The sequence below is a fragment of the Acidovorax sp. DW039 genome, from assembly GCF_037101375.1.
GTDB lineage: Bacteria > Pseudomonadota > Gammaproteobacteria > Burkholderiales > Burkholderiaceae_C > Acidovorax.
In genome coordinates, this window is record NZ_AP029019.1 from 3,401,371 (window position 1) to 3,415,291 (window position 13,921).

The window sequence follows — 13,921 nt, forward strand, 5'->3', positions numbered from 1 at the left end:
TTCCTAAGTTATTTCTGACGGGTCACTACGCGCGCCAGGATGTTGAGGCCGAGAACCGCCACCGTGATCAGGAACACACCGGCCCAGGCCAGTTGTTGCCAGTTTTCGTAAGGGCTCATCGCAAACTTGAAAATCGTCACGGGCAAGCTGGCCATGGGTTTGGACAGGTCCGCGTTCCAGAACTGGTTGTTCAAGGCGGTGAACAGCAGAGGTGCCGTCTCACCCGCAATACGGGCAACGGCCAGCAACACACCGGTGATGACACCGGCACGCGCTGCGCGCAATGTCACCATCGTGATCACGCGCCACTTGGGTGTGCCCAGGGCATAGGCTGCCTCACGCAGGCTGGCAGGCACCAGCAAAAGCATGTTCTCGGTCGTGCGAATGACCACAGGGATCACAATCAGCGCCAAGGCCAGCACGCCTGCGTAACCCGAGAAGCTCTTGAACCGTGCCACCACGACTGCATAGACAAACAGGCCGATCACGATGCTGGGGGCCGACAGCAGGATGTCGTTCACAAACCGCGTGGTCGAGGCCAGCCAGCTGCGTGACTCGTATTCAGCCAAGTAGATACCCGCCATGATGCCCACAGGCGTGCCCACAAAGGTTGCCAGCAGCACCATGACCACCGAACCGAAAAGCGCATTGGCAATACCGCCCACCTCATTGGGTGGAGGCGTCATCTGCGTGAACAGTGCCAGGCTGAGGCCACCGAGCCCGAGACGGATGGTTTCCCAAAGAATCCAGATCAGCCAGATCACACCAAACAGCATGGCCGCAAGCGAGAGCGTCAAAGCAATCTGGTTGACGCGCTTGCGACTGTTGTAACGCGCCAGGCGCACTTGCGACATCTCCGCCGCAGAAATCAGGCGTTGGGAAGTACTCATGAGCGTGCCCCTTCACCCTTCTTCAGGCGCGACAACAACAGCTTGGACAGCGACAGCACCACAAACGTGATGAAGAACAGCACCAGTCCCAGATAAATCAGCGATGCCTGGTGCAGGCCTTCACCGGCTTCGGCAAATTCATTGGCAAGTGCTGAGGTAATGCTGTTGGCCGCTTCAAAGACCGATAGGGAATCGAGCTGGTTCATATTGCCGATGACAAACGTCACTGCCATGGTTTCACCCAGCGCACGCCCCAGCCCCAGCATGATGCCGCCCAGCACACCGGTCTTGGTGAAAGGCAGCACCACTTTCCACACCACTTCCCATGTGGTGGCACCCAGGCCATAAGCGGATTCCTTGAGCAATGCGGGGGTGACCTCAAACACATCACGCATCACAGAGGCGATGAAGGGAATGATCATGATGGCCAGAATGATGCCGGCCGAGAGAATGCCGATACCCACAGGAGGACCGGACACAAAGGCCCCCAGGTAGGGAACGCCGCTGAAAAGCGATTGCAGGGGTTGCTGAACAAACCGCGCAAGGATGGGACCAAAAACCATCAACCCCCACATCCCGTAAACGATGGAGGGGACTGCGGCCAGAAGCTCGATCGCCGTGCCCAGCGGGCGCTTGAGCCATGCAGGCGACAGCTCCGTCAGGAACAGAGCGATACCAAAACTCACAGGCACGGCAATCAGCAACGCAATGACGGAGGTTGCCAGCGTGCCGTAGATCATGACCAGGCCGCCGTAATCGTTCTGTACCGGATCCCAGACGCTACGGGTCAGGAAGCTGAGGCCGTATTTCTCGATAGAAGGCCAAGCGCCCACCACCAGGGAGGCAAGAATGCCCAGCAGCAGAAGCAGCGTCAGCACAGCAGCGCCACGAGCCAGCCAACCGAAGATGCGGTCAGCCAGCATTCCTGAAATCAGCGGGCGCGGGCGGGGAGGAGTGGTCCGTTGAGCGGCTCGCTCCGCCTGAGAAGGCGAAGCCTGCGGGACCGGCAGGATAGTAGACACGTTCTGGGCCTTGTATGACAAAAATGCGCCTTAGGGGCTGGCAAGCCTGACGCCCACCAGCCCTGCAGGCATTACTTGTACGAAATAGCCTTGCCAGAGGCGTCCTGGATACCAGCCCAAGACTTGAGGATGGTTTCCTTCACGCTGTCAGGCATGGGCACATAGTCAAGGTCTGTCGCAGTCTTGTCACCCGACTTGTAAGCCCATTCAAAGAATTTCAACGAAGTCGCTGCCTGAACGGGCTTGTCCTGCGCCTTGTGCATCAGGATGAAGGTGGCACCAGTGATAGGCCAGGATTCCTTGCCGGGCTGGTTGGTCAGGATCTGATAGAAGCTCTTGGCCCAGTCTGCACCCGCAGCGGCCGCCTTGAAGGCCGTGTCATCAGGGGCCACGAAGTTGCCATCGGCGTTTTGCATCTGCACGTAGGTCATCTTGTTCTGTTTGACGTACGCGTATTCAACGTAACCGATGGAGTTGGGCAGACGCCCCACAAAAGCGGCAACGCCTTCGTTGCCCTTGCCACCTGCACCGGTAGGCCAGTTGACTGCAGTGCCTTCGCCGACCTTGGACTTCCACTCAGCATTGACCTTGCTCAGGTAGTTGGTAAAGATGAAGCTGGTGCCAGAGCCATCGGCGCGGCGCACAGGTGCAATGGCAGCATCAGGCAGTGCAACACCAGGATTCAGCGCCTTGATCGCTGGATCGCTCCAGTTGTTGATCTTGCCCAGATAGATATCGCCCAACACCTGGCCGCTGAGCTTGATCTGACCGGGGTTGATGCCCTTGATGTTGACCACAGGCACCACGCCGCCAATCACGGTAGGGAACTGGACCAGGCCCTTCTTGCTGAGTTCATCGTCCTTCAGTGGCGCATCAGAGGCGCCAAAATCCACGGTCTTGGCTTCGATCTGGCGCAGACCGGCACCCGAACCCACCGACTGATAGTTGATCTTCACGCCAGTGGCCTTGTTGTAGTCGGCCGCCCACTTGGAGTACAGAGGTGCGGGAAAGCTGGCACCTGCGCCCGTTGCTTCTTGCTGGGCCATGGCGTTGGAAAAAGCACCTGCAGCCACCAAGCCGGCAACCAGAACTCGAATCGCAGACAGTTTCATGGAAGAACCTCTAGAGTGAATAAGTTGGGATGACCGGTACTCTAGGACGGCTGTATGACAGTGATGTGACACACAAAGCCATATGTCACAACCGTCAAACCCACCTTCAGGCCGCCATGCACTGGCATTCGCACCTCCGAGCCCAGCCTCGTTGAAGGACGAGTTCCCACAAACCGTTGAGCGCTGTCAACCCATTAGCGCGGGTTCCCCAGTGATGTCATGAGACTGACATACATGGCTCTTACGCTCCTGCTTCCACTCCATCGTGTGGCACACCTCAGGGCGGGCTTTGCACTCGCGTCTCCCACGTCAGCACAGGAAACACGAAGCCGATCCACCTCTGATGGAACCAGTGGCCCCTTGCGAGACGAAGCTTCAGCCAGAACTTTCCAGCGCCCTCGGCTCAGCCGACAGTCATGAGCGGTCGCACTCATCCGATCGATAACAGAGACAAACCATGTGCCCTTTGCATGCCCCCAAGCCCGCTTTTGGCATAGCCCAGCAGGAAATCCTGACCTTCAGCACCAACGTCCAAGAGCAAAGTTGGGGTGCAGATACGCGCCTGCAGCGACGTACATGGATGAAGGGATTGTTGGCGACCGGGCTGTGGAAGGCTGGCGGGGCACTAGCGCAAGGCGAGAACACCCGTAACCCGGTCATTGCGCAGGTGGTGGACATGTCGCCTGGACAACAGGACGTCAGTCGGGACTTTCTGACCGGGTCACGCGCCGCATGGCAAGACATCAATGCGCGCGGTGGCATCCAAGGCAGACCCGTCCAGCACGTGGTACTGGAAACGGACGGAACTGCGGCACAGGTGCAGTCGGCATGGCAAACCGCATACCGCATGAGCCAATGCGTGGCTCTGGCCGGTTGCGTGGGGCATCAGGTAGCTTCATTGCTGGCGAGACACCAAAGCAGCACGGATGCCACCAACCCCTTGCCATTGATTGCGCCATGGCTCCATCAAACGCTGGCGTCCAGCACGACAGATACCGTGTTTGATGTCTTCGCTGATCAGCGAGCACAGATTACGCACGCGCTCAAGTCGCTGGCATCCATGGGCGTCACAGAACTGGGTGTCGCTTATTCAGCCGGGCAAGACACCACCCAAGCCCAGCAGTCAGTCAGCCAGGCGGCGCAAGAGCAAAACGTCAAGGTACGACCCGTGGGAAATGGGTCATCTTTAGCCCAACCCATCGTCCTCTTCATCGGGGGTACCCCAGAGTTACACGCGTTCCTCGGAAAGCTCAAGCTACCCGCTGGCAGGCAGTGCTATGTGATCGCCCTGGCGGACGTCAATCTTCAGGTTTTGGCCCAGATGGGCGGGCTTCCACCTCGGATATCTGTCATTGCCACGCAAACGGTACCGTTGGTGACCTCCAGCATAGCCATCGTCCGCTCGTATCGCGAGACCTTGGCCAGGCTTTATGACGAGCCCCCCTCCCCTCAAGGGCTCGCAGGCTTTATTGCGGCACGTTACACCGCCGAAGTGCTGCAGCAAACCAGCGGTGCACTCCAACGCAGCGCGGTGCTGTCGTCCTTGCAACAGCGACGGTCGGTCAACTTGGGAGGATGGAATGTGAGCTATCAAGACAAAAAACGCTTGGCAGCGTTCGTCACACAAAGCATGCTGTCGCCGGACGGACGCATTGTGGGTTGACCCTTCAAAGCCTCACTCCGAATAGGTGGCAGTGCTATGCTGCCCGGCATCCAAAATAAGAGACTGAGCGCACACCGCCCCCATGCAAAACGGAACACTACTGGCAGCTGTGGACCTTGGATCCAACAGCTTTCGTCTCGAAATTGGCCGCTTCGAACACGGCCACATCCACCGGGTGGAATACCTGAAGGAAACGGTTCGCCAAGGCAATGGCCTGGACGAAAACCGCAATCTGACACCTGAAGCCATGGAGCGGGGCTGGGCTTGTCTGGCACGTTTTGGGGAACGACTGGCAGGGTTCCCCAAAGAGCACGTTCGCGCGGTCGCCACCCAGACACTGCGCGAGGCGCGCAACCGTGAGGAATTTTTGCGCCGCGGCAGTGAAGTTCTGGGATACCCGATCGACGTGGTCTCCGGCGTGGAGGAAGCACGCCTGATTTATCAGGGCGTGGCACGGCTTCTTCCACAATCGGACGAGCGGCGACTGGTGGTGGATATAGGAGGACGCTCCACCGAACTGATATTGGGCCAGCAGTTTGCGCCGCAGTCGGTCGCTTCATTCCGGGTCGGCAGCGTGGCTTGGTCCAGCCGCTATTTCCCGGACGGGGCATTCACACCTCAGGCATTTTTGGCGGCAGAAATCGCAGCCAAAGCAGTACTGGACGAGGCGCTGACCGTATTCCGCCGCGATGCATGGGAAATTGCCTATGGCTCATCAGGCACAGCAGGAGCGGTGGGCGACGTGCTTCACGCCCTTGGAGGCACCAAAGGATTGATCACCCGTTCGGGTCTGGAAGCCCTGAAAGACAAGTTGCTACGGGCACAAAGCGCCGACCGCATTCGCATGGAGGGCCTCAAGGAAGACCGACGGGCCGTCATAGGGGGGGGCATCAGCGTGTTACGTGCGGTGTTCGATCTCTTGGAAATTGACGAGATGCACGTGGCACAGGGGGCACTGAGACAAGGGGCACTCTACGATTTGCTGGACCGGGAGCAGCCTGAAACCGACTTGCGTACCAGCACGGTGCATGCACTGATGCAGCGCTTCGCGGTGGATTCTGCTCATGCAGAGCGTGTATCACACACCGCATGCACCCTGTTCCATCAGGCAGCAGGCCCAGACAGTGAGAGAGCTGCGCGCAAGCTGGAGTGGGCCGCAAAATTGCATGAAGTGGGATGTCGCATATCGCACAGTGATTACCACCGCCATGGCGCCTACATTCTGGACAACACAGATGCCGCCGGATTTGCATTGCCGGAGTTGCACCGCCTGAGCATTCTGGTCCTCGGCCAACGAGGCAAGGTACGCAAGCTGGAAGCAGATCTTTCTGACGCCACCTTTGCCCTGCAACTGCTATGCCTGAGGCTGGCAGTGGCCCTCTGCCACGCAAGGCGTTCGCCCGACATTTCGGCCATGCATCTGCGCAGGGACCAGCGCACTTTCAGGCTGAATACGCCCACGGATTGGGCCAAAACATTCCCCCAGTCTGCACACCTGTTGCAGGAGGAAGTCAGCGCATGGCAGAAGACACCGTGGGAACTGGTGTGGCAAGCTGATTGAAGCCCCAGAATAAACGGTATAAACTGTTTATATCGTTTAAGGAGCATATCATGAGCACACTCACAGAATCAAAGCCCGCCGCTGCCGCCAAAGAACAGCCACAGACAACATCTGCCGCCAGCACGAAAAAGGTCGTTGCTGCTGCAGCCAAGTCTGACGCCCCCAAGGCAAAGGCAGCCAAGGCCAGCACAGCAGACAAGTCCGCCAAGCCAGTCAAAGCCCCCAAGGCAAGCAGCCCCAAAGAGGTCAAGGCCAAGAAGCCCAAGCTGGTGCGTGACAGCTTCACCATCCCCAAAGACGAGTACGCGGTCATTGAGAGCCTGAAGCAACGCGCAGTCGGTCTGGCGCACCCCGTCAAGAAAAGTGAATTGCTGCGCGCAGGCTTGAAGCTATTGGTGGGCCTTTCGGATTCGGCACTGCACGCTGCGCTGAAAGCAGTTCCATCCATCAAGACGGGACGTCCCAACAAAGAACCGGTTGCGAATCAGGTAGCGCCAGCACCAAAAACCAAGCCTTCAGGAAAGACGCGCTCAGCCAAATAAGCGCTGAGTTCCCCATTCTCTCGGCGCAGGGATGAATGAAGTACAGAGAGCGCGTTTGTTCACGCACCGCTGCACCTGCATTCTTGCGCTCAAAAGTAATCGGGAGACTGCACTGCCATCACCACGGTCTGGCTTTGATCCATGCGCTGGCGTTGACGAAGCCACCACACAGCGCCTTTGCGCACCGCACAATCCTGGGCCTGCAGGCCGATGAGTTGGGCGATGACCTGACCGAGCATGGGTTGATGGCCTACCACGAGGAAAGAGCCGCGACCATGCGGCCAGTGGACCAATTCGAGAAGGTCCTGGGCTGTGCCTCCCGGTAGAAGCTCTGCTCGCAATTTGAATTTGCGCCCCAATACTGCGGCCGTCTGCTCGGTGCGGCGAGCGGGGCTGGCCAGCACACGCAAGCCCTCTGGTAGCTGACGATCTAACCAGGCCGCCATCCGAGCGGCCTGCTTTTCCCCTCTGGGCGTCAGGGCTCGCGCAAGGTCATCTACACCATCGCCAGCCTCCTCAGCTTCTGCGTGGCGCCAAAGAATCAGATCCATGGGATTCTTCCTGCAGATTGTCAGGCGACAAGCGCGCTTGCAGTGCCGTAGCGATTCATCAGCGCCACCTGCGCCCCGTGCCCATGCTGCGGATTGGAGGGCCGCCGATACGTACCATCGGCTTCCAGCGTCCAGGCATCACGGTCGTCGTGGAGATAGGCCACCAGGCACTCGTCAACGATTTGCTGACGCAACGCAGGGTCAGTGACAGGCCAAGCCAGCTCCACACGGCGCATCATGTTGCGGTTCATCCAGTCTGCGCTGGAGAGATACAGATCCTCGCTCTCGCCACACCGGAAATAAAACACACGGGTGTGCTCCAGAAAACGACCAATGATGGATCGCACACGGATGTTCTCCGTCATTTGAGGCTGTTGCGCGGCCAGCATGCAGGCACCTCGCACGATCAGGTCAATACGCGCCCCCGCCTTACCCGCTTGCACCAAGGCACGAATCAGCGCTTCGTCAGTCAGCGCATTCATCTTGAGCACAATACGAGCGTCCAGCCCTTTGCTGGCAGCCGCACGCACCTGTTCAATCTTGTCCAGCATTCGACGCTGCAGATGAAAAGGTGCAAGGATCAGCTTGCGCAAACGTGGAGGGCGATTCTGACTCGCGAGGTGGCTGAACACACCATCCATGTCAGAGGTGGTTTCTTCGTCTGAAGTGAGGTAGCTGATGTCGGTGTAAAGCCGTGCAGTCCTGACGTTGTAATTGCCCGTGGAAAGATGTCCATAGCGACGCAAACGCCCACCTTCGCGGCGGGTGACCAGCAGCATCTTGGCGTGGGTTTTGAGGCCGACGACGCCATACACCACCTGCGCCCCCAGGGACTCCAGGGCTTCCGCCCAACTGATGTTGGCTTCTTCATCAAACCGGGCTTTCAGTTCTACAACCGCCATCACTTCTTTGCCGCGGCGTACGGCCTCTGCCAAGAGTTCCATCATTTCCGAGTCAGCACCCGTGCGGTAGATGGTCTGCTTGATGACGAGGACCTGCGGGTCATTCACCGCCTCACGAAGAAAGCTCAGAACGCCGTCAAAGCTTTCGAACGGCTGGTGTATGACAACATCTTTGTCGCGCAGCTGCTCCATGATGGAAACATCAGGCTGCAACTGCCGGGGCCAAGAGGCGCGCCAGGGCGGGAACAACAGTGCCGGGTCATTGACCAAGTCCACCAGTTGGGTCAAGCGCACAAGATTGACGGGGCCTGCAACCCGGTAGAGGGCGGCAGGCGGTAGTGCAAACTGCCCGAGCAGAAAATTGGCGAGAAAAGCAGAACAGCCTGCAGAAACCTCCAGGCGGACCGCCTGCCCGTAATGCCGCTGTTGCAGGCCCTGCCGCAGAGCAGTACGGAGGTTTCTCACGTCCTCTTCGTCCAGCGCCATATCAGAGTGCCGGGTGACCCTGAATTGGGAAAACTCAGTCACCTCCCGCCCGGGGAAGAGATCATGCAAGTGGGCTCTGATGATGCTGGAGAGGCTGACAAACAGCATATCGTGCGGGGCCAATTTGGCAGGCATACGCACCAACCTGGGCAAGGCGCGCGGTACCTTGACAATGGCGACTTCATTTTCCCGCCCAAATGCATCAGGGCCTCTCAACCGCACGATGAAATTGAGGGACTTGTTGGCAACCTGAGGGAATGGATGGGCGGGGTCCAGCCCCACAGGAATGAGGAGGGGACGCACTTCCCTGTTGAAGTAATCCTGTACCCACTGGTGCTGTTCGGCACTCCGCTCGCCGTACGACAGGATACGGATGCCATTTGCGGCAAATGCGGGCATCAGCGCATCGTTGTACAACACATATTGACGTGCAACCAAATCGTGCACCACCGCGGCGAGGCTTGACCTGCCAGAGGCACTGTAGAGCCCCCTTTGCTCACCGCTCTTGAGTGCTGCCATGTGCGGGGCAGCTCGTACCTCGAAAAACTCATCCAGGTTGGAGGAAACGATGCAGAGGTATCGGAGCCTCTCAAGCAAAGGAACGTCAGCGCGTGTCGCCCAATCGAGCACCCGTTCATTGAACGCAAGGATGCTACGGTCCCGGTCCAGCAAGGGGAACGTCGCCCCGGAGGGTGAATCTTTGAGGAGAAAGTGCTTCTTGGCGCCGAGATCATCCAGCTCAACATCCGGCGTAACGCCAGGGGACTTGTCTGATGACATGGGCAGCATGACTTACGCAATCTTGTTTGTTCGGGATTGCTCCAGTATTGGTTACTTAGATGACAAAGAAATGACAGTTTTCATGACCGAATGCGGCAATGTCATATTTCGGTCTACATGCACCAGATTCAAAAGAAATTGCTCTGCGGCAGCAGCCCAGGTGAAGTCCAGGGCTCGCCTGCGCGCTTCGTGCCGGGGAATGCGCAGCGCTTGCTGGCAAGCTTCCATCAGGTCTTCGCTCAATACGCCCCCCCGCGCCACCCCACCTTGAAAGGCCCCCAAAACCTCCAGAGGGCCGTCCACAGGGAAGGCCGCAACAGGCGTACCGCACGACATGGCCTCCAGCATGACCAAACCGAAGGTTTCTGAACGGCTGGGGAATACAAATACGTCAGCGCTCGCGTACACATCAGCCAGTGCGTTGCGGTCGAGAATGCCAAGCCATCGAACATGGGGATAGCGCGCCTTGAGCGAACCCTCCAGTGGCCCCACACCACAGACGACCTTGGTACCCGGCATCTCCAACTGCAGAAATGCTTCAATATTTTTTTCGTAGGAGACACGCCCCACGTAAAGGCACACCGGGTGTGCCATGGAGCCGGTGAGATCGCAGGATTTGGTGGCGGCCTCGAACTGGAAAAGCTGGGTGTCCACGCCATGAGTCCAGCTGCGCAAACGCTGAAAACCACGCTGGGCCAGCATCGCTTTGACGCCCTCTGTAGGAACCATGACGCCTGAGGATGGTCGATGGAAATGCTTGAAAAGAGCGTATCCCCACCCCAAAGGGATATGCAATGCTGCCTTGAGAATCTCTGGAAATCGGGTATGAAATGCTGTAGTGAAGGCCTTGCCTTCACGCAAGCAGTATTTTCTGGCAGCCCACCCCAGTGGGCCTTCTGTCGCCAGGTGTATGGCTTGAGGTGACCAGTTCTTCAATAGCTGACTCAATGCTTTGAAGGGGCGAACTGCCAAGTCGACTCCAGGGTAACCGGGACAAGGCCGTGTTTTGAAAAGTGCCGGATGAATGACCAGAACTTCGTGCCCTGCCTGCTGCAGATGCAACACCAGTTCAACCAGCGTAGTGACTACCCCGTTCACTTGAGGTTGCCACGCATCGGTTACGAGGGCGATTTTCATGCAGCTACCTCCTCTGGCGCTTTGCCCGCGATGATCGGGGCCGCGTTACCCAACCAGTGCACCAGTTCCAGCCTGCCATCGCGATGCTCTACCAATGCCGTGCAGCTCTCGACCCAGTCCCCATCGTTGCAATAGAGAATGCCATCAATGTCTCGCAACTCAGCGCGATGGATGTGACCGCAAACGACACCTTGATGCCCCCTGCGACGTGCTTCAGCGGCTACGGCTCTTTCGAAGTCAGTCACATAGTTCAATGCCTTTTTTACCTTGCCTTTGAGGTAGGCAGAAAGCGACCAGTAAGGCAACCCCAGACGAGCACGCAAGCTGTTGAGATACCGGTTCAACTTAAGGGTGAACTCGTACAGGTTGTCGCCCACATACGCCAGCCACTTCGCGCACTGAATCACGCCATCAAAGTAATCGCCGTGTACGACCCAGAGCGTCATGCCAGTGGCAGTTGTGTGAACGGCCTCGGTCATGACTTCAATCCCGCCAAAAGAATGACCGGCAAAGGCTCGCGCAAATTCGTCGTGGTTGCCCGGAACAAAAACAATGCGACCGCCCTTGCGGGCCCGCCGCAGCAGTTTTTGCACCACATCGTTGTGCAGCTGGGGCCAGAACCAGCGACGGCGCAGCTGCCATCCATCCACGATATCGCCCACAAGGTAGAGCGTGTCACTGGAGTGATGTCTCAGAAAGTCCAGCAAGGCCGCAGCCTGGAACCCTGGCGTTCCAAGATGCAGATCAGAAATGAAGATAGCGCGATAGGCCGCCGGTGGGTCAGCATCCACACTGGCGTGCTCTGGCACGTGAGGAGTTTCGCCGCAAGAAGCCCCACCAGCGACCCAATGGCGATGGGCGTCAAAAGCGGCACGCATCAGGCCCCCAGAAAATGCTTGCGATAGCGGGGGTGCAAATCAGCAAGCCGCATCATCATGGGCAGGTCTGCAGTGTTGAAATCGGGATCCCACGCGGGCGCCCCCAGCACACGCGCCCCCAGCCTCAGGTATCCCTTGATCAGCGCTGGAGGCTCTGTCACCACGGAACAGTCCAGTTGCTCCACAGGCAGGGGCAGGCGCGGGCGAACGTGGTATTCGATAGGCGCCAGGTGTGTCTGACGCAACTGGTGCCAGATACTTGCAGCCACATCGCCACTGATCACACCGTTGTGCAGCATGGGAATGCTGGCACATCCAATCATCGTGTCGAGCTGGTTGCGCACCATGAAGTCGGCAAGCGCCCCCCACAGCGCCATGATGACTCCACCATGACGGTGGTCGGGGTGAACGCAGCTGCGACCCAGCTCCACCATGCGTGAGCGCAAGCTGCGCAGTCGGGTGAGGTCGAATTCGGTGTCGCTGTAAGTGCTGCCTACACGCTGAGCCTGAGCAGGCGTAAGCACTCGGTAGGTGCCAATGACTGTCTGAGTCGGCTCATCACGAACGATCAGGTGTTCACAGAAATCGTCGAACAGATCCACATCGTGCCCAGGCACCGCAGTAGACAGGCGAGCCCCCATTTCCAGGCCAAAGACCTCAAACCGCAGACGCTGTGCTTGCCGCACCTCGTCCAGATGCCTTGCCCACGTCACCTGAATGCCTGCAACAGCCTTGGGCTGACCACCCCACCCTGCGGCAGAAACGCCCTGAACAGGGCTGCTGACGCTTTCTACGACAGGGGGCAGGCCAGCGAGGATAGGCTCGTGCATGAATAGGCTCCTTCGTTCAATCCAAGAATCCCAGTCGCTGTCGGCCCGCCGACCCGGCTGATTGGTTCAGGAGTGTGAAAGAGCATCGTGACAGCGGCATGGCGCTGTCACGACGAATTCATGACAAACAAAGAGTCAACTGCTGCGCTTGAGGCAGCAAAAGATCCGGAAAAATCTTGGGGTGAGGCTTCAACCCGCCCTTGCAGCGTCCACCAATCGCTGGGCGCAGCGATTGGCCTGCTCAGCCTCTCGCGCCTCCACCATCACACGCAGCAACGGCTCGGTTCCACTGGCTCTGATCAGCACACGCCCCGTGTCCCCCAACTCTTGTTCCACGGCCTGGATAGTGCTCTGCAAGAGAGCATTGTTTTTCCAGTCCTGCCCCGGCGCCAGACGAACGTTGAGGAGAACCTGCGGATACAACACAAGCTCCTTGAGCAAACCAGGTAGACTGGCCGCGTTGCGTACGCAGGATTGAAGCACCTGCAGCGCACTTACCAATCCATCGCCTGTGGTCTGCTTGTCGAGTGCCAGGAGATGCCCAGACCCCTCGCCGCCAAGGATCCAGCCATGCTTGGCCAGCGCCTCCAACACGTAGCGATCACCCACCTTGGCCCGCTCCATGCGCACGCCTCGCTGCTTCAGGGCCTGCTCCACCGCCATGTTGGTCATGAGCGTACCTACTACGCCGGGCACATGCTCATCGCGCCCCATACGGTCAATCGCCATCAGGTAAAGCAACTCGTCGCCGTTGTACAGGCGGCCCGCGGCGTCCACCATTTGCAGGCGGTCAGCGTCGCCATCCAGCGCCACACCAAAATCTGCATGGTTGGCCCTGACAGCACGCACCAGAGCCTCGGGATGGGTGGCACCGACCTCATGGTTGATGTTTTGCCCGTCAGGCGCGCATCCAATGGACAACACATCTGCGCCCAGCTCATGGAAAACCTTGGGGGCCACCTGGTATGCAGCACCATGCGCTGCGTCCACCACAATCTTGAGGCCCTTCAGGGTGAGGTCTTGCGGGAACGTGCTTTTGCAGAACTCTATGTACCGCCCTGCCGCATCCTCGAGGCGGCGCGCTTTTCCGAGACTTGCTGAGTCAGCCCAGACCGGTGCTTCATCCAGCGCAGCCTCAACAGCAAGCTCCCATGCATCCGGCAGCTTCGTACCTTGGGCACTGAAGAATTTGATGCCGTTGTCGGGATAGGCGTTGTGGCTCGCGCTGATGACCACGCCCAGACTTGCGCGCTGGGCGCGGGTCAGATAAGCCACGCCCGGAGTGGGCAGCGGGCCGAGCAGCACTACATCCACCCCCGCCGAGTTGAAACCGGACTCTAGGGCGCTCTCCAGCATGTAACCAGAGATACGGGTGTCTTTCCCGATCAAAACGGTAGGACGGGCCTCGGTGCGCCGAAGCACACGCCCCACCGCATGTGCCAGACGAAGCACGAAGTCAGGTGTGATGGGGTAATGACCCACAGTGCCCCGAATGCCATCCGTGCCGAAGTATTTGCGTGTCATCAGCTTCTCCTCTCCACTCTCATCAAAAAGGCAAAAACCTTGT

At 58.6% G+C, this 13,921-nt stretch carries 12 protein-coding genes; 3 read left to right on the forward strand and 9 right to left on the reverse strand.

The annotated features are described in order from the left end of the window. Positions 1 to 8: 8 nt before the first annotated feature. From pstA to pstS, 3 genes are all read right to left on the reverse strand, one after another. A complete protein-coding gene (pstA, locus tag AACH87_RS15240; protein ID WP_338795328.1) occupies positions 9 to 890 on the reverse strand; it encodes a phosphate ABC transporter permease PstA in 882 nt (293 codons plus the stop codon). Then, entirely contained in the window at positions 887 to 1,900 is a 1,014-nt protein-coding gene (pstC, locus tag AACH87_RS15245; RefSeq protein WP_338798979.1) for a phosphate ABC transporter permease PstC, read from the reverse strand. Before pstC ends, pstA begins: the two co-directional genes overlap by 4 nt. Before the next feature lie 83 nt (positions 1,901 to 1,983). Next, positions 1,984 to 3,024 (reverse strand): phosphate ABC transporter substrate-binding protein PstS, encoded by a 1,041-nt coding sequence (pstS, locus tag AACH87_RS15250; protein ID WP_338795329.1) that lies wholly within the window; start codon positions 3,022 to 3,024, stop codon positions 1,984 to 1,986. Between the two features lie 457 nt (positions 3,025 to 3,481). On the opposite strand from pstS, the gene AACH87_RS15255 reads away from it, so the two are divergent. From AACH87_RS15255 to AACH87_RS15265, 3 genes are all read left to right on the forward strand, one after another. Further along, positions 3,482 to 4,687, forward strand: coding sequence for an ABC transporter substrate-binding protein (locus AACH87_RS15255; protein ID WP_338795330.1), 1,206 nt, complete (start codon positions 3,482 to 3,484; stop codon positions 4,685 to 4,687). Positions 4,688 to 4,769: 82 nt separating this feature from the next. Next, positions 4,770 to 6,248, forward strand: a complete 1,479-nt coding sequence (locus tag AACH87_RS15260; protein WP_338795332.1) for a Ppx/GppA phosphatase family protein — start codon at positions 4,770 to 4,772, stop codon at positions 6,246 to 6,248. Beyond that, entirely contained in the window at positions 6,245 to 6,790 is a 546-nt protein-coding gene (locus AACH87_RS15265) for a hypothetical protein (protein ID WP_338795333.1), read from the forward strand. The genes AACH87_RS15260 and AACH87_RS15265 overlap by 4 nt, the downstream gene beginning before the upstream one ends. A gap of 89 nt (positions 6,791 to 6,879) precedes the next feature. On the opposite strand, the gene AACH87_RS15270 is transcribed toward AACH87_RS15265, so the two are convergent. The 6 genes from AACH87_RS15270 to glmM all read right to left on the reverse strand — a co-directional run bounded on the left by AACH87_RS15270 (position 6,880) and on the right by glmM (position 13,878). Continuing rightward, complete coding sequence (locus AACH87_RS15270; RefSeq protein WP_338795334.1) at positions 6,880 to 7,341, reverse strand: histidine phosphatase family protein; 462 nt, start codon at positions 7,339 to 7,341, stop codon at positions 6,880 to 6,882. A gap of 20 nt (positions 7,342 to 7,361) precedes the next feature. Continuing rightward, positions 7,362 to 9,401, reverse strand: a complete 2,040-nt coding sequence (gene ppk1, locus AACH87_RS15275; protein WP_338798980.1) for a polyphosphate kinase 1 — start codon at positions 9,399 to 9,401, stop codon at positions 7,362 to 7,364. Positions 9,402 to 9,560: 159 nt separating this feature from the next. Further along, positions 9,561 to 10,646: a glycosyltransferase family 1 protein gene (locus tag AACH87_RS15280; RefSeq protein WP_338795335.1), complete on the reverse strand. Its 1,086-nt coding sequence runs from the start codon at positions 10,644 to 10,646 to the stop codon at positions 9,561 to 9,563. Then, positions 10,643 to 11,455, reverse strand: coding sequence for a UDP-2,3-diacylglucosamine diphosphatase (locus AACH87_RS15285; protein ID WP_338798981.1), 813 nt, complete (start codon positions 11,453 to 11,455; stop codon positions 10,643 to 10,645). The genes AACH87_RS15280 and AACH87_RS15285 overlap by 4 nt, the downstream gene beginning before the upstream one ends. A gap of 68 nt (positions 11,456 to 11,523) precedes the next feature. Beyond that, positions 11,524 to 12,354 (reverse strand): GNAT family N-acyltransferase, encoded by an 831-nt coding sequence (locus AACH87_RS15290; protein ID WP_338795336.1) that lies wholly within the window; start codon positions 12,352 to 12,354, stop codon positions 11,524 to 11,526. 189 nt (positions 12,355 to 12,543) lie between these two features. Further along, positions 12,544 to 13,878: a phosphoglucosamine mutase gene (glmM, locus tag AACH87_RS15295; RefSeq protein ID WP_338795337.1), complete on the reverse strand. Its 1,335-nt coding sequence runs from the start codon at positions 13,876 to 13,878 to the stop codon at positions 12,544 to 12,546. Positions 13,879 to 13,921 lie beyond the last annotated feature (43 nt).

What these genes read in the sequence shown, in the direction of transcription:
- AACH87_RS15260 (WP_338795332.1), top strand. Translation starts at nt 4,770, where the DNA reads ATGCAAAACGGAACACTACTGGCAGCTGTGGACCTTGGATCCAACAGC.
- AACH87_RS15280 (WP_338795335.1), bottom strand. Translation starts at nt 10,646, where the DNA reads ATGAAAATCGCCCTCGTAACCGATGCGTGGCAACCTCAAGTGAACGGG.
- AACH87_RS15290 (WP_338795336.1), bottom strand. Translation starts at nt 12,354, where the DNA reads ATGCACGAGCCTATCCTCGCTGGCCTGCCCCCTGTCGTAGAAAGCGTC.
- AACH87_RS15255 (WP_338795330.1), top strand. Translation starts at nt 3,482, where the DNA reads ATGTGCCCTTTGCATGCCCCCAAGCCCGCTTTTGGCATAGCCCAGCAG.
- pstA (WP_338795328.1), bottom strand. Translation starts at nt 890, where the DNA reads ATGAGTACTTCCCAACGCCTGATTTCTGCGGCGGAGATGTCGCAAGTG.
- glmM (WP_338795337.1), bottom strand. Translation starts at nt 13,878, where the DNA reads ATGACACGCAAATACTTCGGCACGGATGGCATTCGGGGCACTGTGGGT.
- AACH87_RS15270 (WP_338795334.1), bottom strand. Translation starts at nt 7,341, where the DNA reads ATGGATCTGATTCTTTGGCGCCACGCAGAAGCTGAGGAGGCTGGCGAT.
- pstS (WP_338795329.1), bottom strand. Translation starts at nt 3,024, where the DNA reads ATGAAACTGTCTGCGATTCGAGTTCTGGTTGCCGGCTTGGTGGCTGCA.